This window comes from Arcicella rigui, from assembly GCF_034929435.1.
In the GTDB taxonomy this organism is placed as follows: domain Bacteria; phylum Bacteroidota; class Bacteroidia; order Cytophagales; family Spirosomataceae; genus Arcicella; species Arcicella rigui.
In genome coordinates, this window is sequence record NZ_JAYFUM010000009.1 from 1 (window position 1) to 21,488 (window position 21,488).

Below are 21,488 nucleotides of genomic sequence, written 5' to 3' on the forward strand. Positions count from 1 at the left end.
GGACAAAACCAATCCAGAACTGGGGAATTATTATCAACCAATTTTACCTTATTTTTGACCAAAGAATCAAAAACAATTGAAATTCAAAAAACAACTTACACAAAATATGGGATAGTGTCCAAATAAAATACTAATCACCAATCACTTTTTACCAATTACTACTTTAAAATTGGCAGTGGAAGCTTTTCACTGCCAATTTTATTTTTACAGCAAACAATCTTGATCAAAATCACGTTCTAAATTTCGGGTTTCGGATTGTGGCTTTTTACAATGTATCTTATCATACTTACCTCTCACTCAGCAAAGACGTTTATAAAAAATATAATTTACACTCAGGCAATGAAATGCCTCAAAAACACGTATTACTTCTTAAAAAATACTCTTTAAGTACAGCACTTTTCAATATTCACATTAAAATCACTAAGCAATGTTATCAGAAGAATCAATCAGCAGAAAAGATTTTCTTAAAAGTTTAGGTTTGGGTGGAGCAGCCCTAATGGCTGTACTCACATCTTGTTCTTCAAGTAGCGAAGCTGTTACCCCAAGTAGCGTTTCGATTGACCTCACAAGTAACATCACCAGTGTTGGCAATTATACTTATTCGGGCGGAATTATTGTGGCAAGAATTGCCAGTGGTAACACTGCTTCTTCATTTGTAGCATTATCAAAAGCTTGTACACATGAAGGAACAACTGTTATTTATCAAGGAAATGGCGTTTTCTATTGCTCGAACCACGGAGCTACTTTTAGCACCACAGGAGCAGTAACCAAAGGCCCTGCTACCAAAAGCCTAACGCAATATACCGTAACGGTGAGTGGAACGACTCTAACACTTTCATAGTTGATTAAAACTTTAAAATAAACAGGGATTAGTTTTTCTATTTTATTTTTCAAGTTTTTAAGACAGTCAAAACCTTAATAAAAAACCTTAGCTACGAGTTGATTAATGAAGATAATTTAAGCAAAGCATTTGATTATTAGATGCTTAAATCAACAATCACTACTTAATTCATCGCCAAGGTTTAACTATTTTAAAAGGATAATCATAACCGTGCCAATCATCATCAACACTGCACCTATTAGTTTTCTGTAAATTTCTCTTTCTTGAAAAATCCGATAACCCAAGAGTACACTCACAATACTTGAAAGTTGAAAAAGCGATAAAGCATAACCGACTGGAATATACTCGAAGGTATAATTGGTTGTAAACTGCATTGTGCCGACGCAGAGTACCAATAACAGATATTTTGAAAAATCAGTAGAAGCTATTTTTTTACATTCATGCTTAATACTGATGCTGTAAAATTGTAGCAGTAAAAAAGAGAAAAAAGCACCAAACACAGACCAACAAATAAAAGCATAAGCCGTAGAAGACGCAAGAATTACTTTCTTTACAAAAACAGCTTCAATCGCCGTGAGTATCATTGCCCAAATCCGAAATTGAATGGCAGGATTTTTCAGTAAAGCCCAAGAAAAAGGTTCGTCTTTACTATCCAGCACAAAATAGCTCCCACAAATAATTACTCCTACCCCAAAAATCCCCCAAAAATTCGGAACTTCACCGAGCAGAAGCACCGCTACCAACATTCCAATTACCGATTTGTAAGCATTGATAGGCCCCATTACCGATAGTTCTCCTTTTTCTAAGGCTTTTACTAAAAAAGCATTTCCAGTAGCTCCTACAATTCCACCCAGTAAGGCATAGAACCAAAAATCAAAAGAAAAATTTTGTGGAGGCAAAGCCCAATACAGCAAAACACAAAGCAAAGACAGCAAAAGATAAGTAAGGAAATTCACCAACAAAGGATGATTTCCATTAGTAGTCAGTTGTTTTTGAAAAACATTTCCAAGCGGATTGGAAAGAATTCTTAGAACAACAAAAGAAGTTATTAGGATAGAGATTATCAAAGGATAAAAATCTGATTAATAGACAAAAATCACTAAATTAGTCATACAAATATTTATAGACTTATGAAAATACAAATTTGCCTCCTCTTTTGCATACTTAGCTACGTAAGTTTTAGCCAAAACAATGAAAGTATTCAAGAAAATGTGAAAGACCGTTTCAGAACTGGCGACTTAAAAGTAAGTAATTCCTCATCAGGAACATTTTATGGTTTTGATAATTCAACCTCTGAAGTTGTAGGAACAGCCTATTACGATACCGATTGGCACAAATATAATGTAAAGTTTTACCCAAAAACCATCAATACACCCCTCGGAACTACAAAATTAGATTCCATTAATGATATTCCTTGTAGAATTAACTTGAAAGATAATGTAATTGAATTCAGAGTAGATTTTCAAACCAAAATTATTGATGTTGATTTAGTAAAAACAATTAAAGATGGCACAAAAACACTTTTAGTAAATGTAAAAGAATTTGAATCAGATACTTATCAGACAGGGTTGGTTGAAGAAATTGTTGCAGGAAATTACGGGTTGTATTTACATTATAAAGTAATCGTTAAAAAACCCGATTATTCTCCAGCCTTAAATACAGGTTCAAAAGACATTCGAGTTATCAAAGAAGGGAAAATGGCATTTAAGATAGGGAAAAAGCTATATCCTATCTCAGGAAAAAAAGCTTTAGCCCAGATTTTAGGAGATAAATTCAAAACAGCAGATGATTTTATGTCAAAAAATGATTTATCCTATAAAGAAGTAAAAGACGTAACAAGCTTAGTGAATTTTTTGAATGATTCAGAAAATAGATAAAACCATTTTTCTGTAGTATTATTTAAACGATACTGTGCTTTGCTTTTTTCGAAATCATTATTTACAATAAATATCAAAAATCCTTTAAAGCTATGAACACGCTTTTTCGTAGCTTTAAAGGATTTTTGCTACTATTTCTCTTTTAATATTTTCAAAATATCAAGGTAATTAACCGCTAAAATTTTCATATCCTCATCAACTAAAATCATAAATGGGATACTATTGATTTTAAATAATGTTGCTATTTTACTTTCAGACATATCTTTAAGGTCGGATAAATTAGTCCACCAATCAATTTTATCAGCTATTATAGCATCTTTCCATTTTTTGGGATTATCATCAAAAGCAATTCCTATGAATTTCACACCTTTGTCAAGGAAAAATTTTTTCTCCTTTAAAAGAGATTTATGTTCAGCTCTACATGGCCCGCACCAAGAAGCCCAAAAACTAATAATTGTATATTTTTTCAATAAAGACTTGATATTGACAGAATCCCCATTTACATCAGGAAGAGTAAAGTTTGGAATACGATTTCCAACTGCATTTTTTCTATACTTTGCAATTTTCTCTTTGAAATAGCTACCATCTTGAGAATTTTTAACATCCTCAGAAAGCATCTCAAATAAATCTTCTAAACTGGATAAATCGCAACCTCCAAATTCGATTTCAGAAGAAAGATTGTGCAATGACAAATAAGAGTCTTTATGTTTACTTACATAGCTTTCCAAAAAATGATATACAAGTTTTTTTCTTTGGTTTTCAGATACTTTTTCTCTTTGAATAGCATTTCTTAGCTCAATTTGTGAAATATAATCTATTGACTCCTGGTTTCCTCTGATATTCTGTGTGTGAAAATATAATGAGCCAGATTCCCTCTTTTTAATTTCAAAATCCGCTTGAATCGTATCATTTACCAACCAAACCCCAAAAGCTTGACGTATCTTTTTCGTATAAATAAGAGCCAAACATGGGTTATTCAAGCCTCCTTCAAAAACAAATTTTCCACTGATTACCTTAGCCTTTTGCGTAGTAAGCGAATTCTTCCCAAATATTGTAATCTCCACTTCAGAAAGTGTATCAGTATTTAAAACCGTACCCTCCAAACGAAAAGATTTCATCGTTGAGTTTTGTGCAAGAACTGTAATGGAAGTAATAAGTAAAATAAAGAATAGGATTAGTTTTTTCATAAAATTATTTTTTTTGAGTTGATAGATTTATTGATATTGCACATCTATCACCTTGTTATTCTATGAATTAGATGCATTACTAAGTGTTTAATGGTGATTATTTTTATTTGTTTTGTGGAGCGATATTGATTTGTTTGCACTGTTAAAATACTCTACAACAATAACTATGCAGCTCAAGAGAGTAGTTAATATATCTAATCAATCCACCTCCACCACTTGTTCATCTTTTGCTTTTTCTTCTAAGTACACTAATATTCCCTCTACTTTGGCATGACCCATTTCTCGGTAGATATTCATGTATTGTCTCACTTGTGTTTTATGTGAATCTGATTTTGAACCTGTTTTATAATCCAAAATCACGATTTTATCTTTGAGTCTGACTACTCTATCTGGACGAAGTGGCTTTCCCTTTGGCATCAGAATCTCTCTTTCGTTTTTAATGGCTTCTTCTGCTACTTCAAAAAGTGGTTTGATGGCTGGCAAGCTCATGATATTTTTTAAAGTATGCTTTAACCCTGCTACTTCCGACGCTGTTATCAAACCTTCTCGCAAAATCTCTTGTAAAGCATAATCAGTATCATGATATGTCTTGATTTTCGCAAAAGCGGCATGGACTTTATTACCATAATCTTTACTTTTCTCAAAAGTTTTTAGGTCAAAAAGGCGTTCAGCACTTTGTCTTAGTTTTACTTTATTGCTTCTTTCAAAACTGGTGATGGCACTGATTTCTATCAAATCCTTTACTTTTTCTTTTTTATCTTTTTGCTTTTTGGCTTCGCCTTGATAAATGACTTCAAAATGGTTTTCGTCTTCTGCAATCGGCGGACAATTGATAAATTGATACAATTGATTACCAACGGTTTTGTTAAAATCTTTGATATTTTTCTTTACAATTAAATACAATCTATCTGTCGGGCGAGTAAGTCCCACATAAAGCATATTCAAACTTTCTAAAAAAGTCTTTTCTTTTTCTTCTTTGTATTGTTTTACTACGGCAGTTTGTTCTAAAGCTTTTGCTACTTTTAAAGGAGCATTTTGTAAGATTTTATCTGCTTTTTCTGAAGAATGACTGACAATTGTTAGCTCGTCTTCTATCGGTAAATTTGCCCAAATTTCAGTTCTTAGTCCTGTATCGGTCGTCCAGTGACAATAAGGAATAATTACCACAGGAAACTCCAAACCTTTAGATTTGTGAATACTCATTACGTTTACGGCTTCTTGTCCTTCGGGCGTAGAGATTGAAAGCGTTTCTTTTTTGGCTTCCCAAAATTGTAAGAAATCGGTAAGATGCGTACTCTTCTTGGTCTGAAATTCAAGGATAACATCCAAAAAGCGAAAGAGGAAATCTAATTCTTTGTGATGTTCAAAAAGACTGAAAGTATTGATAATCTTTTCGGCGATTTCATACAAAGCCATTTGCTGTAAATCAAAAGATGCTAAAGCGTAGCCTTCGTCTTCTATCAATTCATAAAACAAAGCTATGTCTCCAGACTCGATGGCTTCTTTGATAAAGTGATTATCTTGTGTATCAGGGATTCTATGTAAAACTACTCGGTAAAATAAATAAATGGCTTCATACTTCGACAAAGTATTTTCTGGATTTTGCACGACTTTCATCAAAGAAATCACCAAATTAACAGCATCAGAAGCACTTAAATTTAAAGAATCCGACGAAACAACGTCGATATTTTTCTCTTTTAAAGCATTTGCTACGATGCGTCCATGCTTATTTTTTCTACATAAAATGGCAATGTCTGAATAATTATAACCTGCACTCCGTACTTCTTCAATAATTGCCATGACACGCTCGAACATGATTTCGTCTTCTACTTCTCCTTGTAGAAAATCAATTTCTACATGACCGCCTTCTTTGGGTTTTGGCGGTAATTGTTGAGCAAAGTATTCGTTATAAACCGTTGGTAAACTTGGAGCAATACTTAGATTTTCTTCTAAAGCTTTAATTTTATTGAATAAATCATTATTAAATGTGATAACCTCTTGAGTACTTCTGTAATTAGTACTTAGGTTTTCGGGCTTTAAATATGGACGAATGCTGGCATATCTTTCTATCAAGAAATCATTTTCTTCGTTACCTTCCACCAATCTTTCTAAATTGTTTTTGTGCAAATGCACAATCAATTCCATTTCGCCACCTCTGAAACGATAAATAGATTGTTTGGCATCGCCCACTGCCAGATTGAAATGTCCGTTTGCTAAAGCGTTTTCTACCAAAGGCAAAAAATTATGCCATTGTAGCGTTGAAGTATCTTGAAATTCATCAATCAGAATGTGATTATATTTTTCGCCCAAACGCTCATATACAAACGGAATGGGTTCTTTCATTACGATTTCAAAAATTTTACGGTTAAATTCTGAAATATGTATTTGTCCCGTTTCATTTTGAATGGCGGCAATTTCTTTTTTTAACTGACTCAACAAAGCTAATTTTTTGGTCTGTTTAAGAATCTCTTTGAAGAGTATATATTTTGATTTTTCAGTCTCCTGAATTGAAAAAATATTAGATAAATAAATACTTAACTCATCTGCAATACCATCAATCGCCGCCTTGATTCCTCCTTTTTGTGTTTTAGAATACCATTGATTTTCCTCTACGGCTTTCATCACATAAGAATTTGGCGAGGAAAACACATCATTTTGTAATTTATGAAAATAAACTCCCACGCCCGAACGACTTTGGAAGAAATCGCCAATGGTTACGCCAGCCGAATCTATACTTTCTAAGGCTATTTGTGAGATAGTTTTGATTTTAGTTTCTACATACTCGCAGTAAGCCTTTGTTTGTTTTTCTATTTGTAGGAAATCCTCCGCTTCTAAATTCGCAATATTGTCAATAGCCTTTTGATGTTGGTCATACAAAAGATTTTTTCCAAAACCAGCCAATTCTCCAGCCAAACCATTCCATGATTTTCCTTCATCCGCCTTTTCCATCGCAAAACTTTTGATGGCTAAAGTAATTTGCTCAAAATGTTCTGTATTTACTTTTTGTAATAATTGCTCAACCGCCGCATCTAAGAGTACCTCGGCATCAAGATTTACTTCAAAATTGAAAGGAAAGTCTAAATCTTCTGTAAAAGCCGACACGATTTTTTGAACAAATGAATCTATCGTAGAAACAGAGAAATTGGCATACTCATGAATGATATGTTTAAAGGTCTTAGACGCTCTTGCACGCAACTCTTCTTCATCTATTTCAATGCCTTCTTCTTGTAATTCCTCCAAAATTTGCTTCAAAAGTCCTTCCGATTCTTTGCGGTCTTGCAAATCATCAGAAGCAAATTGATGCAGGTACTTCAAGATTCTTTCTTTCATTTCACCAGCGGCTTTATTAGTAAAAGTCACTGCCAAAATATGGTTGAAATAATAAGGCGAAGTAGTTTTAAGGGCTAATTTGATGTACTCTTTTGCCAAAGTATAGGTTTTTCCAGAACCAGCAGAAGAAGAATATATTTTAAATTTCGGGCTTTGCATTTTTTTGATTTCGGGTTTCAGATGTCGGATTTGGGATTTATTTAGATGAAAGAAGCAAGACAAAAGACACAAGAGAAAAAGATTTAGAATAGCATTTCAAAAGAAATGACAGACAATCTATCTTTTGCATAGTACTTGTCAATTTATCAAAATCATGTCAAATGTCAGGTTCAGTGTCTCTACTGAACATCTCGACTGGTGGTTTGTGAAACACAAACCACGGCAAGAGTCTTTACTCTTATGTCTTTTATCTTGCGTCTCATGTCTCGCTTCTTGCGTCTTTTCTCTTGTTTCTTGTCTCTTTCCTCTAAATCTTATTGCAAATTACAAAAAGCCCGTAAATTTGTTTATCATAATCTCTCATCATGCAACAAACATTTATTACAAACGACGCTGTTATCTTCGGAATACTGCTTGGTATTATTTATTTTACCTTTTATACTTCTTCATTAGAGAATCGTTTTTGGAAACGTTTCTATACTTTTTTCCCAAGTATTTTAGTCTGTTATTTCGTTCCCGGTTTATTAAACGCTTTTCATATTGTAGATGGCGAAAATTCTAAATTGTACGATGTAGCCTCTAAATACTTGTTGCCAGCTTGTCTTTTGTACTTTACCATCAATATTGATTTTCAGGCATTGAAACAATTAGGCGGGAAAGCCATTATTGTTTTTTTAGCAGGAGCTTTGGGCGTAATGGTAGGCGGGCCTGCGTCACTTTGGATTGTAAAAATGATTAGTCCAGAAACAGTTTCTGGAGAAACTTGGCGAGGTTTGGCAACTATTGCAGGCAGTTGGATTGGAGGAAGTGCCAATCAGACGGCTTTACGAGAAGTTTTTAATCCCTCAGCAGAGATTTTTTCGCAAGCCATAGCCGTTGATGTACTTACGGCAGAACTTTGGTTAGCTTTATTATTGTACGGCGTTGGTCACGCTACAAAAATTGATAAATTCTTTCGTGCAGACACCAGTGCTGTGGATAAAGTACGCCAGAAAATTGAAAAAAGAGCCAAAGAAAATGCCCGAAATCCAAGCGTAGAAGACATTTTAAAGATTTTATTTATTGGTTTTGGAGCAACAGCTATCGCTCACGCTTGTTCAGATACGATAGTTCCGTTTATCGAAAACAATTATCCAAACCTCAAAAAGTTTAGTCTTACTTCCTCTTCTTTTTGGGTAATTTCATTAGTCACTATTTTTGGATTAATACTCTCTCAGACCAAAGCAAAACAAATTGAAGATGTGGGAGCATCCAAATTTGGTTCGATATTTCTGTTTATTCTTATAGCCACCATTGGCATGAAAATGAACATCTTCGCTGCCTTAGAGAAACCACAGCTTTTTTTAGTAGGCATTATTTGGATGCTTTTTCATGCAAGTTTTACCTTAATTGCTGCCTATTTAACCAAAGCTCCTTACTTCTTTACAGCAGTAGGCTCACAGGCAAATGTAGGCGGTGCTGCCTCTGCCTCGGTAGTAGCAGCGGCTTTTCATCCTTCATTGGCTTCTGTGGGCGTTATATTGGCTATTTTAGGCTATGCACTCGGTACTTACTGTGGTTACTTGACTGGTTTGATGATGCAATGGATAGTTTTAGAATGAGAAGTAAATTTGATTTTAACCATAAACTGTATTTTGTATAAACGCTATTCTTCTATATAATCAGATTGAACAAAAAATAATGTTGATACTTTAATTTGAAAATCTATACACAAATTTTAAACTTATGGATGGTAATTTAAAAGTGCCAAAGCTTTCTTCGCTTCCTTGTTTGATGGTTGGGTTAATAATATTGTTTACCAAAATATTACCGATAGGATTACTGGCTGATACTTTAGTTTTAGTGTATAGATTAATTTGATAATTAAGTTCCGGATTTAAAAAAAGCTTTTCAGACTTTCCTATTTTGATAGAAAAGCCCAATAAAAAGCCTAATTGAATTGGATTTACATTAGGAGTAAGTAGGGTATTTTCAAAAAAATTCTGGACTATGGGTCTATCAAGTAAATCATCAAGGTCGTTTTGGAGGGCTAATTGATCTCCAAAATTATATTTTTCAAAAAGTTCTTTTGGCGTGGCAGGTAAAGTGAAATGTTGAAATTGAATATTTACGCCCGAATATAATTTTCTTTTTTTCCCGAAATAATAATTCATCCCAACTTCAAATACAGAACCATTTTTCATTTTATCTTTGATAAACCGCTGTCTTTCAGCTTGATTCTCGTCTTTTGCAGGTAAAGCATTTGTTGCCAAAACAGTATAATTCCTTGACAATTGTCCTAATCCAAAATAAGAAGACAAACCAATTGGACTAATAAACTCAATACCCAAAGCGTGCTGTATCGGAAATTGTGTTTTTATACTTATTTGTGTTTCCCAGTCTGATTCTTCTTGTGCAGTACAGAGGAAAGGACAGAAAGAAAGGAAAAGTAGGATTATTCTTGATAATTTCATCTTAAACCATGTGATTTTAAATACTTCATTTTAATAATACTCCATCTTGTAATTCAATAATTCTATCACAATTAGCAGCAAAATCATCATCGTGGGTGACCGCTATAATGGTTTGTCCTCTTTCTTTTGCGAGTTCTTTAAAAATTTCAAAGACAATCTGGGTATTTTTAGAGTCAAGATTACCCGTTGGCTCATCCCCCATAATAATTGCTGGGTCGTTGATTAAAGCACGAGCGATAGCCACTCTTTGCTGTTGACCACCCGATAATTTATTTGCTTGTTTTTCTGCTTGTTCTTTTAAACCTAACAAATTGAGGTTTTCCATTGCTTTGGCTCTGATTTCATCATAAGATTTTGTTTTTAGTTTTAAAGCAGGCAACATCACATTGTCGATAACAGAAAACTCGGGCAATAAATAATGAAATTGAAAAACAAAGCCAATATTTGAATTACGGAATGCAGCTAATTCATTTTGTTTTTTTCCTGTAAGCAAGACGTTATTGATAAAAAGTTCACCTTGATAATCGGTGTCCATAGTAGAAAGAATATACAATAAAGTAGATTTTCCAGAGCCAGATTTCCCAATTAAGGATAAAAACTCTCCTTTTTTTACTTCAAATGATAAATCTTTAAGTACTTGAAACTTATTGGGTACGTAAAAGTACTTTTGTAAATGATTTACGCTGAGTGCGATTGTCTCTTTCATAAAATAGTTTTATCCACGAATAATTTCTACGGGGTCAATTTTTGAGGCTTTTTTTGCTGGTAAATAACCCGCTACGAAGGTGGTCATTAACCCGAATACAAAAGCCAATAAATAATCTTTAGCATCGCTTGCCACAGGTAAAGTATCCAATGAAGCAATTTGAAAAGGAATTTTTCCAACCAGTAATGAAATGGTATAGCCTAAAGCCATACCCACCCAACCGCCTAAAATGCCTATTACGATAGATTGCGAAAGAAAAATTTGGACGACATCGTTTCCGTCAAAACCCATCGCTTTTAGAATAGCGATTTCTCTAATTTTTTCATTCACCGTCATATTCATAATATTGTAGATACCAAAACCCGCCACTAAGAGTATCGTAAGTGATACTGCAACAGCAATTATTTCTCTTAGCCCATTTGCCGCTTGGAGCTGCCCGTTGGCTTCCATCCAAGGTTCTACTTTATATTGAGTGTATTCTTTCATTTTTTGTGCTACCAGATGTGCTTTATTAAAATCTTTTACATTTATCTGAATATCACTGACGTAACTGGCATTTTTAGAGAGTAACTGCCTTGCTGCATTAATCCTTATGTAAGCTTTCTGATTATCTACACCTGCTAAGGTTGTTTCAACGATACCTACAATTTTAAAATTCTTAGCAATCCCGTCTGCCGTTGTAACACTTATATTATCTTTCAGCGAAAGACTGAGTTTTTGGGCTAAACCTTTACCGATTAACATTCCATCGGTTTGTGTATTAAGCATTGTCCATGAACCTTGAATTACATATTTTGCTGTTCCGAAAAGTAAATCTTCATTTTGAGTATCAATACCTGACAACAATCCATTCACTTTTGTTGAACCATTTCTAAAAAACACATTGATATTAAGCTGCGGAGCAATACCACTTATCTCAGGTATTTTTTTTATGGCATCAATCGTTTGTTCGGCATTGATTATTCCTTCTGTATATTGGATAACTTTGGGGTTACTGATATGCACGATTGTATTATTGTTGATGTTTTTTTTCAACAAATTAGAATTATCAACAGGCAAGTCATTATAGATTTTTATATGTGCCAAAGTGCTAAAAGCGAGGTCGGTTTGGGCATCGTTTACTCCTTTCATAAATCCATTCATAAACACGTACATTGAAATCCCAAAAGTTACACTCAATACTGCAATGATTGATTGTTTGATTCGTGAAGTAAGATGTGCATAAGCAATTTTAAGATTTGTTTTTTCTATCATCTTATTTTCGTTTATAAATTTGGGTTGATTCATTTATTCCGCTCAATATCTCTACCCATTCGCCACTTCTTAAACCTGTCTTTACTGGCAATTCTTTCTCTTTATCTACTAAAATTTTGTTATTTGGTAATACATAAGTATTCGGGATAACAAGAGCATTGTTTTTTTGTCCTACTACAATATTCGCTTGCAGCTGTGTACCAACTAATAAAAATTCAGGCTTTTGAGTAAATTTTGCTTCAACAATAAAAGACTGCTGCTGAGTATCGAAAGCTGGATGCAATTTTGTAATGATTGCTTCAAAAGTATTTTCTCTGAGCGTGTTTAAAGAAACCATAAGTTTTTGATTCAACTTTACTTTATGAATATCATCTTCTGAAATCAATAGTTTTATGATATAATTTCCAGATGCCAATTTCATTAATGACTCTCCACGCCGCACTAACTCTCCTTCATTTTTAAAAACCTTCAATACTTGTGAATCATAGTCGGCTTTAATGAGATATTCACGATTATTTGAACTTTGAAGTTTTACTTGGTTTTGGGCATTATCCACATTCAGTGAAAGGGCGATCAAAGCCTCCGCCTTGTTTTTCTCTAACAATGCCAAATTATGTTCTGAAAGCTCAAATTGCAGTTTCATTCGTTCATAATCAACTTGTGAAACTGCCTTTGAAAGTACCAAAGTCTTATATCTTTCAAGGTTTTTTTTATCTAATGATACTTGTGCTTTTGCTTGTTCTATTTGTATATTCAATTGTGTGATTTGCGGAGAATTGGGCTTCGATTTGGCAAGTGCATCTTCAAGTATGAGCTTTGAATTTTCGAGCTGAATATCTGATGTTTCTTTATTTAACTTAAAAAGTACTTGATTTTTACGAACACTATCACCTTCCTTGAAAAAAGATGCGTCAATAAAAGCATCAGTCATTGAGCTAACTATGTACTCATCTTCAGCCTCGATACTTCCACTGGCGAAAACCGCATTAAGTATATTTTTTCGGGCAGGAAAAGTAGATTCTACGCCTTCGCAGGCAGTCAAAAAAGTAATTGAAAGTATTACTAAAAGATATTTTATTTTCATTGGATTCTTGATTTAATTGTGGCAAAACTGCTGTATAAACTAATCAATGAATTGAGGTAACTCATCTCTGCTTTGAGATAATTATCAAAAGAAATTTGATATACATCCAACGAGACTAAGCCTTGTTCAAATTTTTTATACATCAGTTCACTATTTTCTTTTGAAATAACAAAAGATTGATAAGCAAGTACTTGAGCCGTTGAATGATATTGCCATTCATCAAAAAGCTGCTGGTCTTTGTTGAGTGATTTATCAATTGCATCCTTCAAGGTTTGCTGTGCAAGCAAACTCTCTGTTTTGGCAATTTTTACTTTTGTCCGAAGGGTCGTTCCCATAAAAATCGGAACATTGATGGCAATCCCAACAAAACTATAATCTGTCCAGCTCTTTTGTTGAAAAGCAATGCCAAAATCATCTCTATATTGTTGTTTTCCTGTATAGGCATTTAGGCTAATTTTAGGGAAATGGGCAGACTTTTCAAAAGCTAACTTTCTGAGGCTCAAATCATATTGAACTTGTAATACTTTTAAATCTGCATCAGCTTTCAATACTTTCGGAAACGATATGGATGTTGGTGTTAATTCAGCTACTTCCAAAGAGGTATTTTGGCTAACTCCACATAATAAACGTAAATGACTAAGACTACTTGCCAGCAATTTTTCTGATGAATTTTTAGTGTTCTCAACATTCAGTTTATTCAGCAGTACTTGGTTGAAACTCATCTGGTCTATGAGTCCTTTGTTGAACTTGTCTTTTGTGAGTACAATAACGCTATCTAATACTTGTAAATCTTGGCTGGCGATTTTTATCGCTTTTTTTGAAATTACAGCTGTGTAGTAATACTGAGTAATCAGAGTTGTCACTTGTTGCTGGAGTCCCTCCTTTTGACTTTCGGGGATTTCAGCGTTTAATCTTGCTACTTCAATATTTTTATTTGCCTGAAAATCTAAGATATTCCACTGCAAACCTAAACCAGTATTATAATTATATTTTTTACCAAATTGTGCATCTATACTCTTACCGGGCTGTCCAAAAATTTCACCCGGTAAGGGAGTAGTGGCTAATTGTAAACTGGCTTGCCCCGAAAAAGTAGCCATAATCACTGGAAGTTTGGAAGCAGTACTTAATTGTAATTGGTAATTCGCCTTCATTTTTTGCAGTCGAATCAAGTTTATATCTGCATTATTCTTTAAGCCCAGCTGAATTGCTTGTTCAACATCTTGCAGTAAAATTTTACTTTCATTCTGTGCTACACTCTGAAAACCGAGTAACAATAAAACTATTTGTGCCAACATTTCTTTCATAATCTTTTCCAAATTTTAGTTGATGAAAGAAAGCCTTTTTTTACCGTTACCATTAAATCTTTACCGTTATCGGCTATTTTCATTTCACAGGCGGCTGTTTGCTCTTTCAAAGGACTATAAATACTCCCTCCGATCCATTTTTGATTTTCGTAAACAAGGTTCGAGACGATTGTCATGCCTAAAATTGACCTCCCCTTTTCTTTATTTTGGGCGGCGTTCGGATTAACCCATACTACTTTGCCAAAATATTTCCCAGATTTTTGATACATTTCTACCCTTGCATTTCCTTGTTCGTTGAGGTAAATCCCAATAATTTTATCTCCCTCAGATTGATAGGGCATGGAACGAAAACCTGTGAATACGAAAAACACCAATAAAATTTTTATTTTATTCATTATTATTGAATTAAGTTGATGAAAAAAATTCCCATCTGTGAAACAGAAAGTATCACAGGAAAACATTGAACTCTTATACCAAAAGTTGAATCGAATATCAATCAAAGCCAAGCCAATCTAAGCCCGATGGGTCGGTTTTCTTGGCATCAGAGCCTCTGAGTGAAAATTGAATACCCAAAGAAAAATATGATTGAGGCTTTATGGATGATTCAAAATAGGGATTTTTAGCTTGAAATAAGTCACTTTTTGTATCTGAAATTGTGACAGAATTTTTGAAGAGCAATCCTGATTCAAGTATAAAAGACAAACCCTTTATGCTATACGCAGACTTTAAACCAAGCCTTAAAGCCCGATTGCGGAGGAGTACTCTTGATTCTGAATTAAGAAAATTACTTTTGTCGGTATTAAAGTAAGAGAGACCTCCAGCAGGTTTTAAATTAGCCTGAAAAAACCATTCATTCGTTGGATGATAACTAAAATTTGCACTTAATGGCAACATCAAATTGAGTTTAGTTTTCGCTGAAAAATTATGGCTCAGACCCAACAAAGGAATGGGCAGTCCATAACCCAATGTATAGTTATATGTTCCCCCAAAAGTATAGGAAGTATTGTTCGTTTTGGTGATTCTATAAAGTAATAAGGCGGTTGGCAAAATGCTGATATTTTCTTTTATCGTAAAGGCATCCTCAAAAATATTAAAGCGTAAGGAGGCTATCAGTACATTTTCACCCCTACTTGTGCGAATCAATGACGAGCCTAAGCTTATGTCATGGAATGTTCTTTTTTCAAAATAGGGATTCATCTGCATTTGGGTTTGTCCGTACATTCCATGCACAAGAACCGCCATAAAGGATGGTTTATCGACCTTTGTATTTTGCCGTAATTTGGCAAAAACTGGAAGTACAAAACCGATTTTAATAGCACTTTTTTGATACTCTCCTACGCTATCTTTTAATTCAGTATTGCCTACATAATCATTTTTTAAAATTAATCTCGGAGAAAAAGCTTGTCCAAGACATGATGTTGAACACAACAAGGCGACCGCCCAAATAAGATACTTATTCGACATTTTTTGAGGTTTTAGAATAATTTGGAATAATTCAATTGTAACTGTACCCAACAGCTTTTAGGTTTAAAATTGCTTTCCTTTTGGTAAAGGAAGCGTCTCTAATAGAAACGCTTCCAGGCAATACAAGGGTTAGGTTAATCTGTTTTTAGTCTAATTGAATCGTGTAAGTTGCTCCATTTACCGTTATAGTAGCAGAATCATTTCCATTGAAAACAATATTGCCAGAAAATTTATACGCTTTACTCATATAAATTACTTCTAAATTTACACTGGCTGTTCCTGAAAGAATCTCTGCCGTTACTTTATTAAGGTTGATATTTTTGACAATAACACTTGTTTTACTATCAAATTCTTTGGCATTTGCCAATGTATAATCTTGGCTACCAGTGCGGTTATATTCACCATTCAAAACGGCATTATCTGCCTGAACCTCTAAGCCAGTTATCGAAAAAGAAGATTGAGCTGTATCATCGCTTTCCATTCGGTTGGTATCATAAGTACCTTTCAAATTGTGGGTATAGGTAAAAGCCTGTGGAAGTTTAGCAGCAGTACAATTCAATAAATAAGTAGCGTTTATTGAGTAATTGTATGAATAATTGTTGGTGCTTTCATCGGCAGTAAAATTATTTTGATAGCCCTGTCCACAATTAATCGTAGGAGCTTCGGTATAAACCTTTGTCGATTTTGCCTTTTCAGAAGCCTCTGTGATATTGGACACTAAACCATAGCTTTCTGAAGAAATTGCTTTACTGATTATCTCAACCGCTTCATCAGTAGATACTCCTTCTATTATTTCGCTTTCGTTTTTTTTGCAAGACAATACAAATAGACCCAACAATAGTATTAGACACAATTTCCAATATGTGGTCATTTGTTGATTTTCAATTGTTATTTTCATCGTAATTAGCTTTGTTTTTGTGATTACGATTCAAAAATAAATAGCCATTTTGATTAAAAATCCGACAAAGCAATAGAATGGACATTTTGGGCGGTGAACCTGTCAGATTCAAACCTCAAACCATTTTAAAAATTCTGAGGCTTTGGTTTTGCTAATAATAATATTCTCAGGCGTATCACTTTTCAATTTCACCAACAATTTTCTTCCTAAGTATTGATGAACAACCGAAATGGAATTTCGATGAATGATAAATTGGCGATTTGCCCGATAAAACAATTTATTGGATAATTGCTTTTCTAAGGCATCCAAAGTATGGCTTGTTTGAAAGATTTTATTTTGAAGTGTATAAAACTTTGTATCGCCTTCGGTTGAATAAATAAAACTTATTTCCTCGGTTTTTATCGGGATAATTTTATCTTGTTGATGTACCAAAAAAGTAGTTTTATGGCTCTGGCTCAACTCTTCCAATACTCGTTCAATTTTTTGATAGTAAACTTGGCTTTCGCTGAAATAATCTTTGATTGCCCTAAATTTATTGATTGATTTTTTCAATTGTTCTTCATCAATGGGCTTCAAAAGATAGTCGATGCTATTGGCTTCAAAAGCATTAATGGCATACTGGTTAAAAGCTGTACAAAAAATAATAGGAGTTTTAACCGATACTTTTTTAAAAATATCAAAACATAAACCATCTGCCAGTTGTATATCTGAAAAAATCAGTGTAGGCTCTTGATTTTTCTGAAACCATTCAATCGCTGATTTTACTGAAAAAAGACAAGCCACTATTTCAGCTTCTGGTATTATTTCCACAATCATTCTCTGCAATTCTCTTGCAGCTTTTACTTCATCTTCAAGTATTAGAATTTGCATTTGCTATTAATTTTTAATCAGTGGAATACTTACTTTAAAATAGTTTTCGGTAACTTCTATCTCAATATTTTTACCCAAGAGTAATAAATATCGTTCTCTGATATTGGTCAATCCTTTACCAGTACTTTCTTCAACAGAAGATTTACTTTGTAGGGTATTTTTCACAACTAACATTTCTTTATCTTGACAAAAAATTTGAATTTCCAAAGGGCTGTCTTGTGCTACGATATTGTGCTTGATGGCATTCTCAATCAATATTTGAAGACAAATCGGGGGTAATTTGTAGCTCAGATACGCTGCTGGAATGTCTAAATCGACCTTCAAAGCATCTTCAAAGCGTTCGTGAAGTATGTGCAAATATGATTTTGTAAAGTTTAATTCCTCCTCCAATGACACTAAAGATGCCTGATTGGTATCTAATAAATATCTAAAAACGTTACTAAATTGAACAACATAGTTTTTCGTAGCTTTATCGCTGGCTATGCTATGTAAGGTATTGAGTGCATTAAACAAAAAATGCGGACTCAACTGCTGTTGAAGGGCAATAAGCCGAGCTTCTATTTGTTCCTTTTTAATTTGTTCAGCTTCTTCTTTGAGTTTATATTTTTCTTCTGTAATATAAATTATATAAGTAATAACCATTATAAAGCCAGCCACCAAAACCGCTCTAATAAGAATAAAAACACTTACTTTATTAACCGGGTACTGAAGCAATATTGGGAAATACGCAGGAAAACTAAGTATGAGAAAAAACCCAATAATTGAAACCCCGACACTACTTCCGATACTAATCAAGACTTTTGTATATAAACTTTGTGAATGCTTTTGGTAAACAAGCCATTGTACAAAAAGCCATATTAATATCACGTGTAGAAACGAAATAGCAAAGTTTGCCCACGAAGGAAAATAGTCTAAGGGGGCATTTGGTTTTGGCAAAAAAACCAATGCCCCGATAAAGATAGAAATTGAGATTCCAGCAATAATATTTTTTGACTTCCACATAAGGGCAAATTTACACTTTGCCTCAAAAGTATTGCTAAACTTAGCGATGAAAGCACCATCTAAGCGACTGAAGCAGCAAATTTTTAGTATGAAAAGACAGGGTAAACAATTTTCACCCGACTTATGTACCAAAAAAAGTTTAAATACTATGTAAGATTTGTGATTTCAGAAATTGGATAAAATGACTTTTTTTAATAAAATAAAGTAAAATATTTTAGTAATGGACACAATTTGAGCAACGCTTTTAATTTGTAAATAAGTAATCAATGCAAAATATCGAACGTTTTTATTTGTCATAAATAATAAATTAATAGTGATTTTAAATAATAATCACCAATTACTTTTACAAATAGCTACTGAATAAAGCCCAAATCCGACTTCTGAAATCAATCATTTTCACAATCCTTAGTAGAAAACCAATTCCACACGCCTCATACTAAAGTCCTTTTTTCAATCTACTCAACGATTGTGGGGTGATGTTTAGATAAGACGCAATGATATGTTGCGGAATCCTTTTTTCTACCAATGGAAATTCCATTAATAATTTTTGATAGCGAAGCGTAGCATCATCTAACATAAATGAGCGAACTCTATTTCTTTCATCACAAAAATAGATTTGATTGATAATTCTTCCTGCTCTTTCCCAACCATGATATTTGTCGAAAAGTGTATGGAGACGCTCATACGTAATAAAAAATAATTCACAGTCTTCAAGTGCTTCTAAATAATCCGTAGAAGGTTGTTGCGAGGCAAAACTTACTTGTTCTGTAAATACCGAACCGTCAAAAGCAAAATTAAAAGTTCTATCATTTCCGCCGATTACTTTACTATACGCACGAAGCGTTCCTTTAATAATAAAGTATATTTCATTGCAAACTTCGCCTTCTCTCAAAAGAATATCTCCTTTTTTACAAGTCTTTTTTTGTAATTTGGTCATAAAAGCTTTCAATTCTTTCTCTGAAAGAACTAAGTGTTTGCCCAGATATTCGAGTATTGGTTGTAATTCTGCTGTTGAATTCATGTTCTGATGAAGATTTAATTGTCAAAAACTAAAAAGTTTTATAAATAATAATACCGATTAAACTTTATTCATGCTCTTTTCCATTTTGGATGCCTTCTTTTTCAATTTAAGAACGTAATTTTGTAGAATGGAAAGGTATAAAGTTTGAAATAAGTCCAAAAGTTATCACACACTTTCCAATAATTAAATACCGTAAAATAAATAACGTGAAAAACATACGTAACTTTTGTATTATTGCCCACATTGACCACGGAAAGAGTACACTCGCTGACCGATTGATTGAATTTACGAATACCGTACAGAAACGGGATATGCAAGCTCAGTTGTTGGACGACATGGATTTGGAAAGAGAACGTGGTATTACTATCAAATCACATGCGATACAAATGAATTTTCCGTATAAAGGAGAAGAATATGTATTCAATTTGATTGATACGCCCGGTCACGTGGACTTTTCTTATGAGGTTTCACGCTCAATCGCTGCTTGTGAGGGTGCTTTGTTAATTGTAGATGCAGCTCAAGGAATTGAAGCTCAAACAATTTCTAACCTTTTCTTGGCTTTAGGGCATGACTTAGAAATTATTCCAGTTTTAAATAAAATCGACCTTCCGGGGGCGATGCCTGAAGAAGTAAAAGACCAAATTGTAGATTTATTAGGTTGCGAACGTGATTCTATCATTCACGCTTCTGGTAAAGAAGGAATTGGTATCGAAGAAATTCTCATTGCTGTTGTTGAAAGAATCCCTGCACCAAAAGGTGACCCAGAGGCTGAACTTCAAGCTTTAATCTTCGACTCTGAATTTAACTCATACCGTGGTATTGAAGTTATGTTTAGAGTATTCAATGGTGAAATCAAAAAAGGAGATAAAGTAAAATTCATCGCCACAGGTAAAGAATATTTTGCTGATGAAATTGGTACTTTGCGTTTGGAGAAAGAACCGAAGCAATCTATCAAAGCTGGCGACGTAGGTTATTTGATTTCTGGTATCAAAGAAGCAAAAGAAGTAAAAGTAGGTGATACAATTACACACCGTGACCGTCCTTGTCAAGAATCTATTCATGGTTTTGAAGAAGTAAAACCAATGGTTTTTGCTGGGATTTATCCAGTAGAAACTACTGAATTTGAAGATTTGCGTGATGCCATGGGCAAATTGCAATTGAATGATGCCTCACTTGTTTGGGAACCTGAAACTTCAATGGCATTAGGTTTTGGTTTCCGTTGTGGTTTCTTAGGAATGCTACACATGGAAATCGTGCAAGAACGTTTGGAACGTGAATTTAACATGACGGTAATTACGACAGTACCTTCTGTAAAATTCAATGTTAAATTGACGAACGGTGAGGAAGTTTGGGTTTCTGCTCCTTCTGAATTGCCAGAACCCAACTTGATTGACCACGTTGAAGAACCTATTATCAAAGCACAAATCATTACTAAATCAGATTATGTAGGAAGTATCATGAAACTATGTTTAGATAAACGTGGCGTACTTTCTAACCAAATCTATTTAACTTCTGATAGAGTTGAATTACAATTCGATTTACCACTTTCTGAAGTAGTTTTTGATTTCTTCGATAAACTCAAGACTATCTCAAGAGGCTACGCTTCTTTAGATTACGAATACAAAGGCTATCAAGAAGGCGAAATGGTGAAATTAGACATCATGTTGAATGGCGAAAAAGTAGATGCTCTTTCAGCCATTGTTCACCGTGATAAAGCTTATGAGTGGGGAAAAAGACTTTGTGAAAAATTAAGAGAATTATTGCCAAGACAACAATTTGAAATTGCAATTCAGGCGGCAATCGGACAAAAAATTATTGCTCGTGAAACTGTAAAAGCATTGAGAAAAGACGTAACTGCAAAATGTTATGGTGGTGATATTTCTCGTAAAAGAAAATTATTGGAAAAACAGAAAAAAGGTAAGAAAAGAATGCGTCAGGTTGGAAACGTAGAAATTCCGCAAGAAGCATTTATGGCCGTTTTGAAGTTAGACTAAACATAAAAAAGCCACTTTGGAAATTCCAAAGTGGCTTTTTTATT

The 21,488-nt window shown here is 33.9% G+C and carries 18 protein-coding genes; 4 read left to right on the top strand and 14 right to left on the bottom strand.

Annotated features, from left to right (window positions below):
* Positions 1 to 427 precede the first annotated feature (427 nt).
* The gene (locus VB248_RS08805) at positions 428 to 841 is read left to right on the top strand and encodes a QcrA and Rieske domain-containing protein (protein WP_323296395.1); all 414 of its coding nucleotides are present in this window, start codon (positions 428 to 430) and stop codon (positions 839 to 841) included.
* A 185-nt stretch (positions 842 to 1,026) separates the two neighbouring features.
* Here VB248_RS08805 and VB248_RS08810 read toward each other — a convergent pair whose 3' ends face one another.
* A complete protein-coding gene (locus VB248_RS08810; RefSeq protein ID WP_323296396.1) occupies positions 1,027 to 1,908 on the bottom strand; it encodes an EamA family transporter in 882 nt (293 codons plus the stop codon).
* Positions 1,909 to 1,971: 63 nt separating this feature from the next.
* On the opposite strand from VB248_RS08810, the gene VB248_RS08815 reads away from it, so the two are divergent.
* Complete coding sequence (locus VB248_RS08815) at positions 1,972 to 2,718, top strand: hypothetical protein (RefSeq protein WP_323296397.1); 747 nt, start codon at positions 1,972 to 1,974, stop codon at positions 2,716 to 2,718.
* Between the two features lie 131 nt (positions 2,719 to 2,849).
* On the opposite strand, the gene VB248_RS08820 is transcribed toward VB248_RS08815, so the two are convergent.
* Positions 2,850 to 3,905 carry a TlpA disulfide reductase family protein gene (locus VB248_RS08820; protein WP_323296398.1) on the bottom strand — a complete coding sequence of 352 codons (1,056 nt, stop codon included), beginning with the start codon at positions 3,903 to 3,905 and terminating at the stop codon, positions 2,850 to 2,852.
* 198 nt (positions 3,906 to 4,103) lie between these two features.
* Complete coding sequence (locus VB248_RS08825) at positions 4,104 to 7,394, bottom strand: UvrD-helicase domain-containing protein (RefSeq protein ID WP_323296399.1); 3,291 nt, start codon at positions 7,392 to 7,394, stop codon at positions 4,104 to 4,106.
* A 365-nt stretch (positions 7,395 to 7,759) separates the two neighbouring features.
* Here VB248_RS08825 and VB248_RS08830 point away from each other — a divergent pair, with 365 nt between their 5' ends.
* Positions 7,760 to 8,995, top strand: a complete 1,236-nt coding sequence (locus tag VB248_RS08830; protein ID WP_323296400.1) for a DUF819 family protein — start codon at positions 7,760 to 7,762, stop codon at positions 8,993 to 8,995.
* A gap of 90 nt (positions 8,996 to 9,085) precedes the next feature.
* On the opposite strand, the gene VB248_RS08835 is transcribed toward VB248_RS08830, so the two are convergent.
* The 11 genes from VB248_RS08835 to VB248_RS08885 form a co-directional block, all read right to left on the bottom strand.
* Positions 9,086 to 9,847 (bottom strand): hypothetical protein, encoded by a 762-nt coding sequence (locus VB248_RS08835; protein WP_323296401.1) that lies wholly within the window; start codon positions 9,845 to 9,847, stop codon positions 9,086 to 9,088.
* A gap of 25 nt (positions 9,848 to 9,872) precedes the next feature.
* Entirely contained in the window at positions 9,873 to 10,553 is a 681-nt protein-coding gene (locus VB248_RS08840) for an ABC transporter ATP-binding protein (RefSeq protein WP_323296402.1), read from the bottom strand.
* A 9-nt stretch (positions 10,554 to 10,562) separates the two neighbouring features.
* Entirely contained in the window at positions 10,563 to 11,807 is a 1,245-nt protein-coding gene (locus VB248_RS08845; RefSeq protein WP_323296403.1) for an ABC transporter permease, read from the bottom strand.
* Between the two features lies 1 nt (position 11,808).
* Positions 11,809 to 12,891 (bottom strand): efflux RND transporter periplasmic adaptor subunit, encoded by a 1,083-nt coding sequence (locus VB248_RS08850; RefSeq protein ID WP_323296404.1) that lies wholly within the window; start codon positions 12,889 to 12,891, stop codon positions 11,809 to 11,811.
* Positions 12,888 to 14,207: a TolC family protein gene (locus VB248_RS08855; protein ID WP_323296405.1), complete on the bottom strand. Its 1,320-nt coding sequence runs from the start codon at positions 14,205 to 14,207 to the stop codon at positions 12,888 to 12,890. The genes VB248_RS08850 and VB248_RS08855 overlap by 4 nt, the downstream gene beginning before the upstream one ends.
* The gene (locus VB248_RS08860) at positions 14,192 to 14,590 is read right to left on the bottom strand and encodes a DUF2147 domain-containing protein (RefSeq protein WP_323296406.1); all 399 of its coding nucleotides are present in this window, start codon (positions 14,588 to 14,590) and stop codon (positions 14,192 to 14,194) included. Before VB248_RS08860 ends, VB248_RS08855 begins: the two co-directional genes overlap by 16 nt.
* Before the next feature lie 97 nt (positions 14,591 to 14,687).
* The gene (locus tag VB248_RS08865) at positions 14,688 to 15,659 is read right to left on the bottom strand and encodes a DUF6268 family outer membrane beta-barrel protein (protein WP_323296407.1); all 972 of its coding nucleotides are present in this window, start codon (positions 15,657 to 15,659) and stop codon (positions 14,688 to 14,690) included.
* Between the two features lie 145 nt (positions 15,660 to 15,804).
* Positions 15,805 to 16,557, bottom strand: coding sequence for a hypothetical protein (locus tag VB248_RS08870; RefSeq protein ID WP_323296408.1), 753 nt, complete (start codon positions 16,555 to 16,557; stop codon positions 15,805 to 15,807).
* Positions 16,558 to 16,665: 108 nt separating this feature from the next.
* The gene (locus VB248_RS08875; RefSeq protein WP_323296409.1) at positions 16,666 to 17,427 is read right to left on the bottom strand and encodes a LytR/AlgR family response regulator transcription factor; all 762 of its coding nucleotides are present in this window, start codon (positions 17,425 to 17,427) and stop codon (positions 16,666 to 16,668) included.
* A 6-nt stretch (positions 17,428 to 17,433) separates the two neighbouring features.
* On the bottom strand, positions 17,434 to 18,429 hold the full coding sequence (locus tag VB248_RS08880; RefSeq protein WP_323296410.1) for a sensor histidine kinase: 996 nt from the start codon (positions 18,427 to 18,429) through the stop codon (positions 17,434 to 17,436).
* Between the two features lie 436 nt (positions 18,430 to 18,865).
* A complete protein-coding gene (locus VB248_RS08885; protein WP_323296411.1) occupies positions 18,866 to 19,450 on the bottom strand; it encodes a Crp/Fnr family transcriptional regulator in 585 nt (194 codons plus the stop codon).
* 206 nt (positions 19,451 to 19,656) lie between these two features.
* Between VB248_RS08885 and lepA the strand changes: the two genes are divergently transcribed.
* Positions 19,657 to 21,444 (top strand): translation elongation factor 4, encoded by a 1,788-nt coding sequence (lepA, locus tag VB248_RS08890; protein ID WP_323296412.1) that lies wholly within the window; start codon positions 19,657 to 19,659, stop codon positions 21,442 to 21,444.
* The last annotated feature ends 44 nt before the right edge of the window (positions 21,445 to 21,488 follow it).

Bases quoted from the DNA above. Each gene is read 5' to 3' on its own strand.
- VB248_RS08870 (WP_323296408.1), bottom strand. From the start codon at position 16,557: ATGAAAATAACAATTGAAAATCAACAAATGACCACATATTGGAAATTG.
- VB248_RS08815 (WP_323296397.1), top strand. From the start codon at position 1,972: ATGAAAATACAAATTTGCCTCCTCTTTTGCATACTTAGCTACGTAAGT.
- VB248_RS08875 (WP_323296409.1), bottom strand. From the start codon at position 17,427: ATGCAAATTCTAATACTTGAAGATGAAGTAAAAGCTGCAAGAGAATTG.
- VB248_RS08850 (WP_323296404.1), bottom strand. From the start codon at position 12,891: ATGAAAATAAAATATCTTTTAGTAATACTTTCAATTACTTTTTTGACT.
- VB248_RS08825 (WP_323296399.1), bottom strand. From the start codon at position 7,394: ATGCAAAGCCCGAAATTTAAAATATATTCTTCTTCTGCTGGTTCTGGA.
- VB248_RS08845 (WP_323296403.1), bottom strand. From the start codon at position 11,807: ATGATAGAAAAAACAAATCTTAAAATTGCTTATGCACATCTTACTTCA.
- VB248_RS08840 (WP_323296402.1), bottom strand. From the start codon at position 10,553: ATGAAAGAGACAATCGCACTCAGCGTAAATCATTTACAAAAGTACTTT.
- VB248_RS08805 (WP_323296395.1), top strand. From the start codon at position 428: ATGTTATCAGAAGAATCAATCAGCAGAAAAGATTTTCTTAAAAGTTTA.
- VB248_RS08830 (WP_323296400.1), top strand. From the start codon at position 7,760: ATGCAACAAACATTTATTACAAACGACGCTGTTATCTTCGGAATACTG.
- VB248_RS08885 (WP_323296411.1), bottom strand. From the start codon at position 19,450: ATGAATTCAACAGCAGAATTACAACCAATACTCGAATATCTGGGCAAA.
- VB248_RS08835 (WP_323296401.1), bottom strand. From the start codon at position 9,847: ATGAAATTATCAAGAATAATCCTACTTTTCCTTTCTTTCTGTCCTTTC.
- VB248_RS08880 (WP_323296410.1), bottom strand. From the start codon at position 18,429: ATGTGGAAGTCAAAAAATATTATTGCTGGAATCTCAATTTCTATCTTT.
- VB248_RS08865 (WP_323296407.1), bottom strand. From the start codon at position 15,659: ATGTCGAATAAGTATCTTATTTGGGCGGTCGCCTTGTTGTGTTCAACA.
- VB248_RS08820 (WP_323296398.1), bottom strand. From the start codon at position 3,905: ATGAAAAAACTAATCCTATTCTTTATTTTACTTATTACTTCCATTACA.
- VB248_RS08860 (WP_323296406.1), bottom strand. From the start codon at position 14,590: ATGAATAAAATAAAAATTTTATTGGTGTTTTTCGTATTCACAGGTTTT.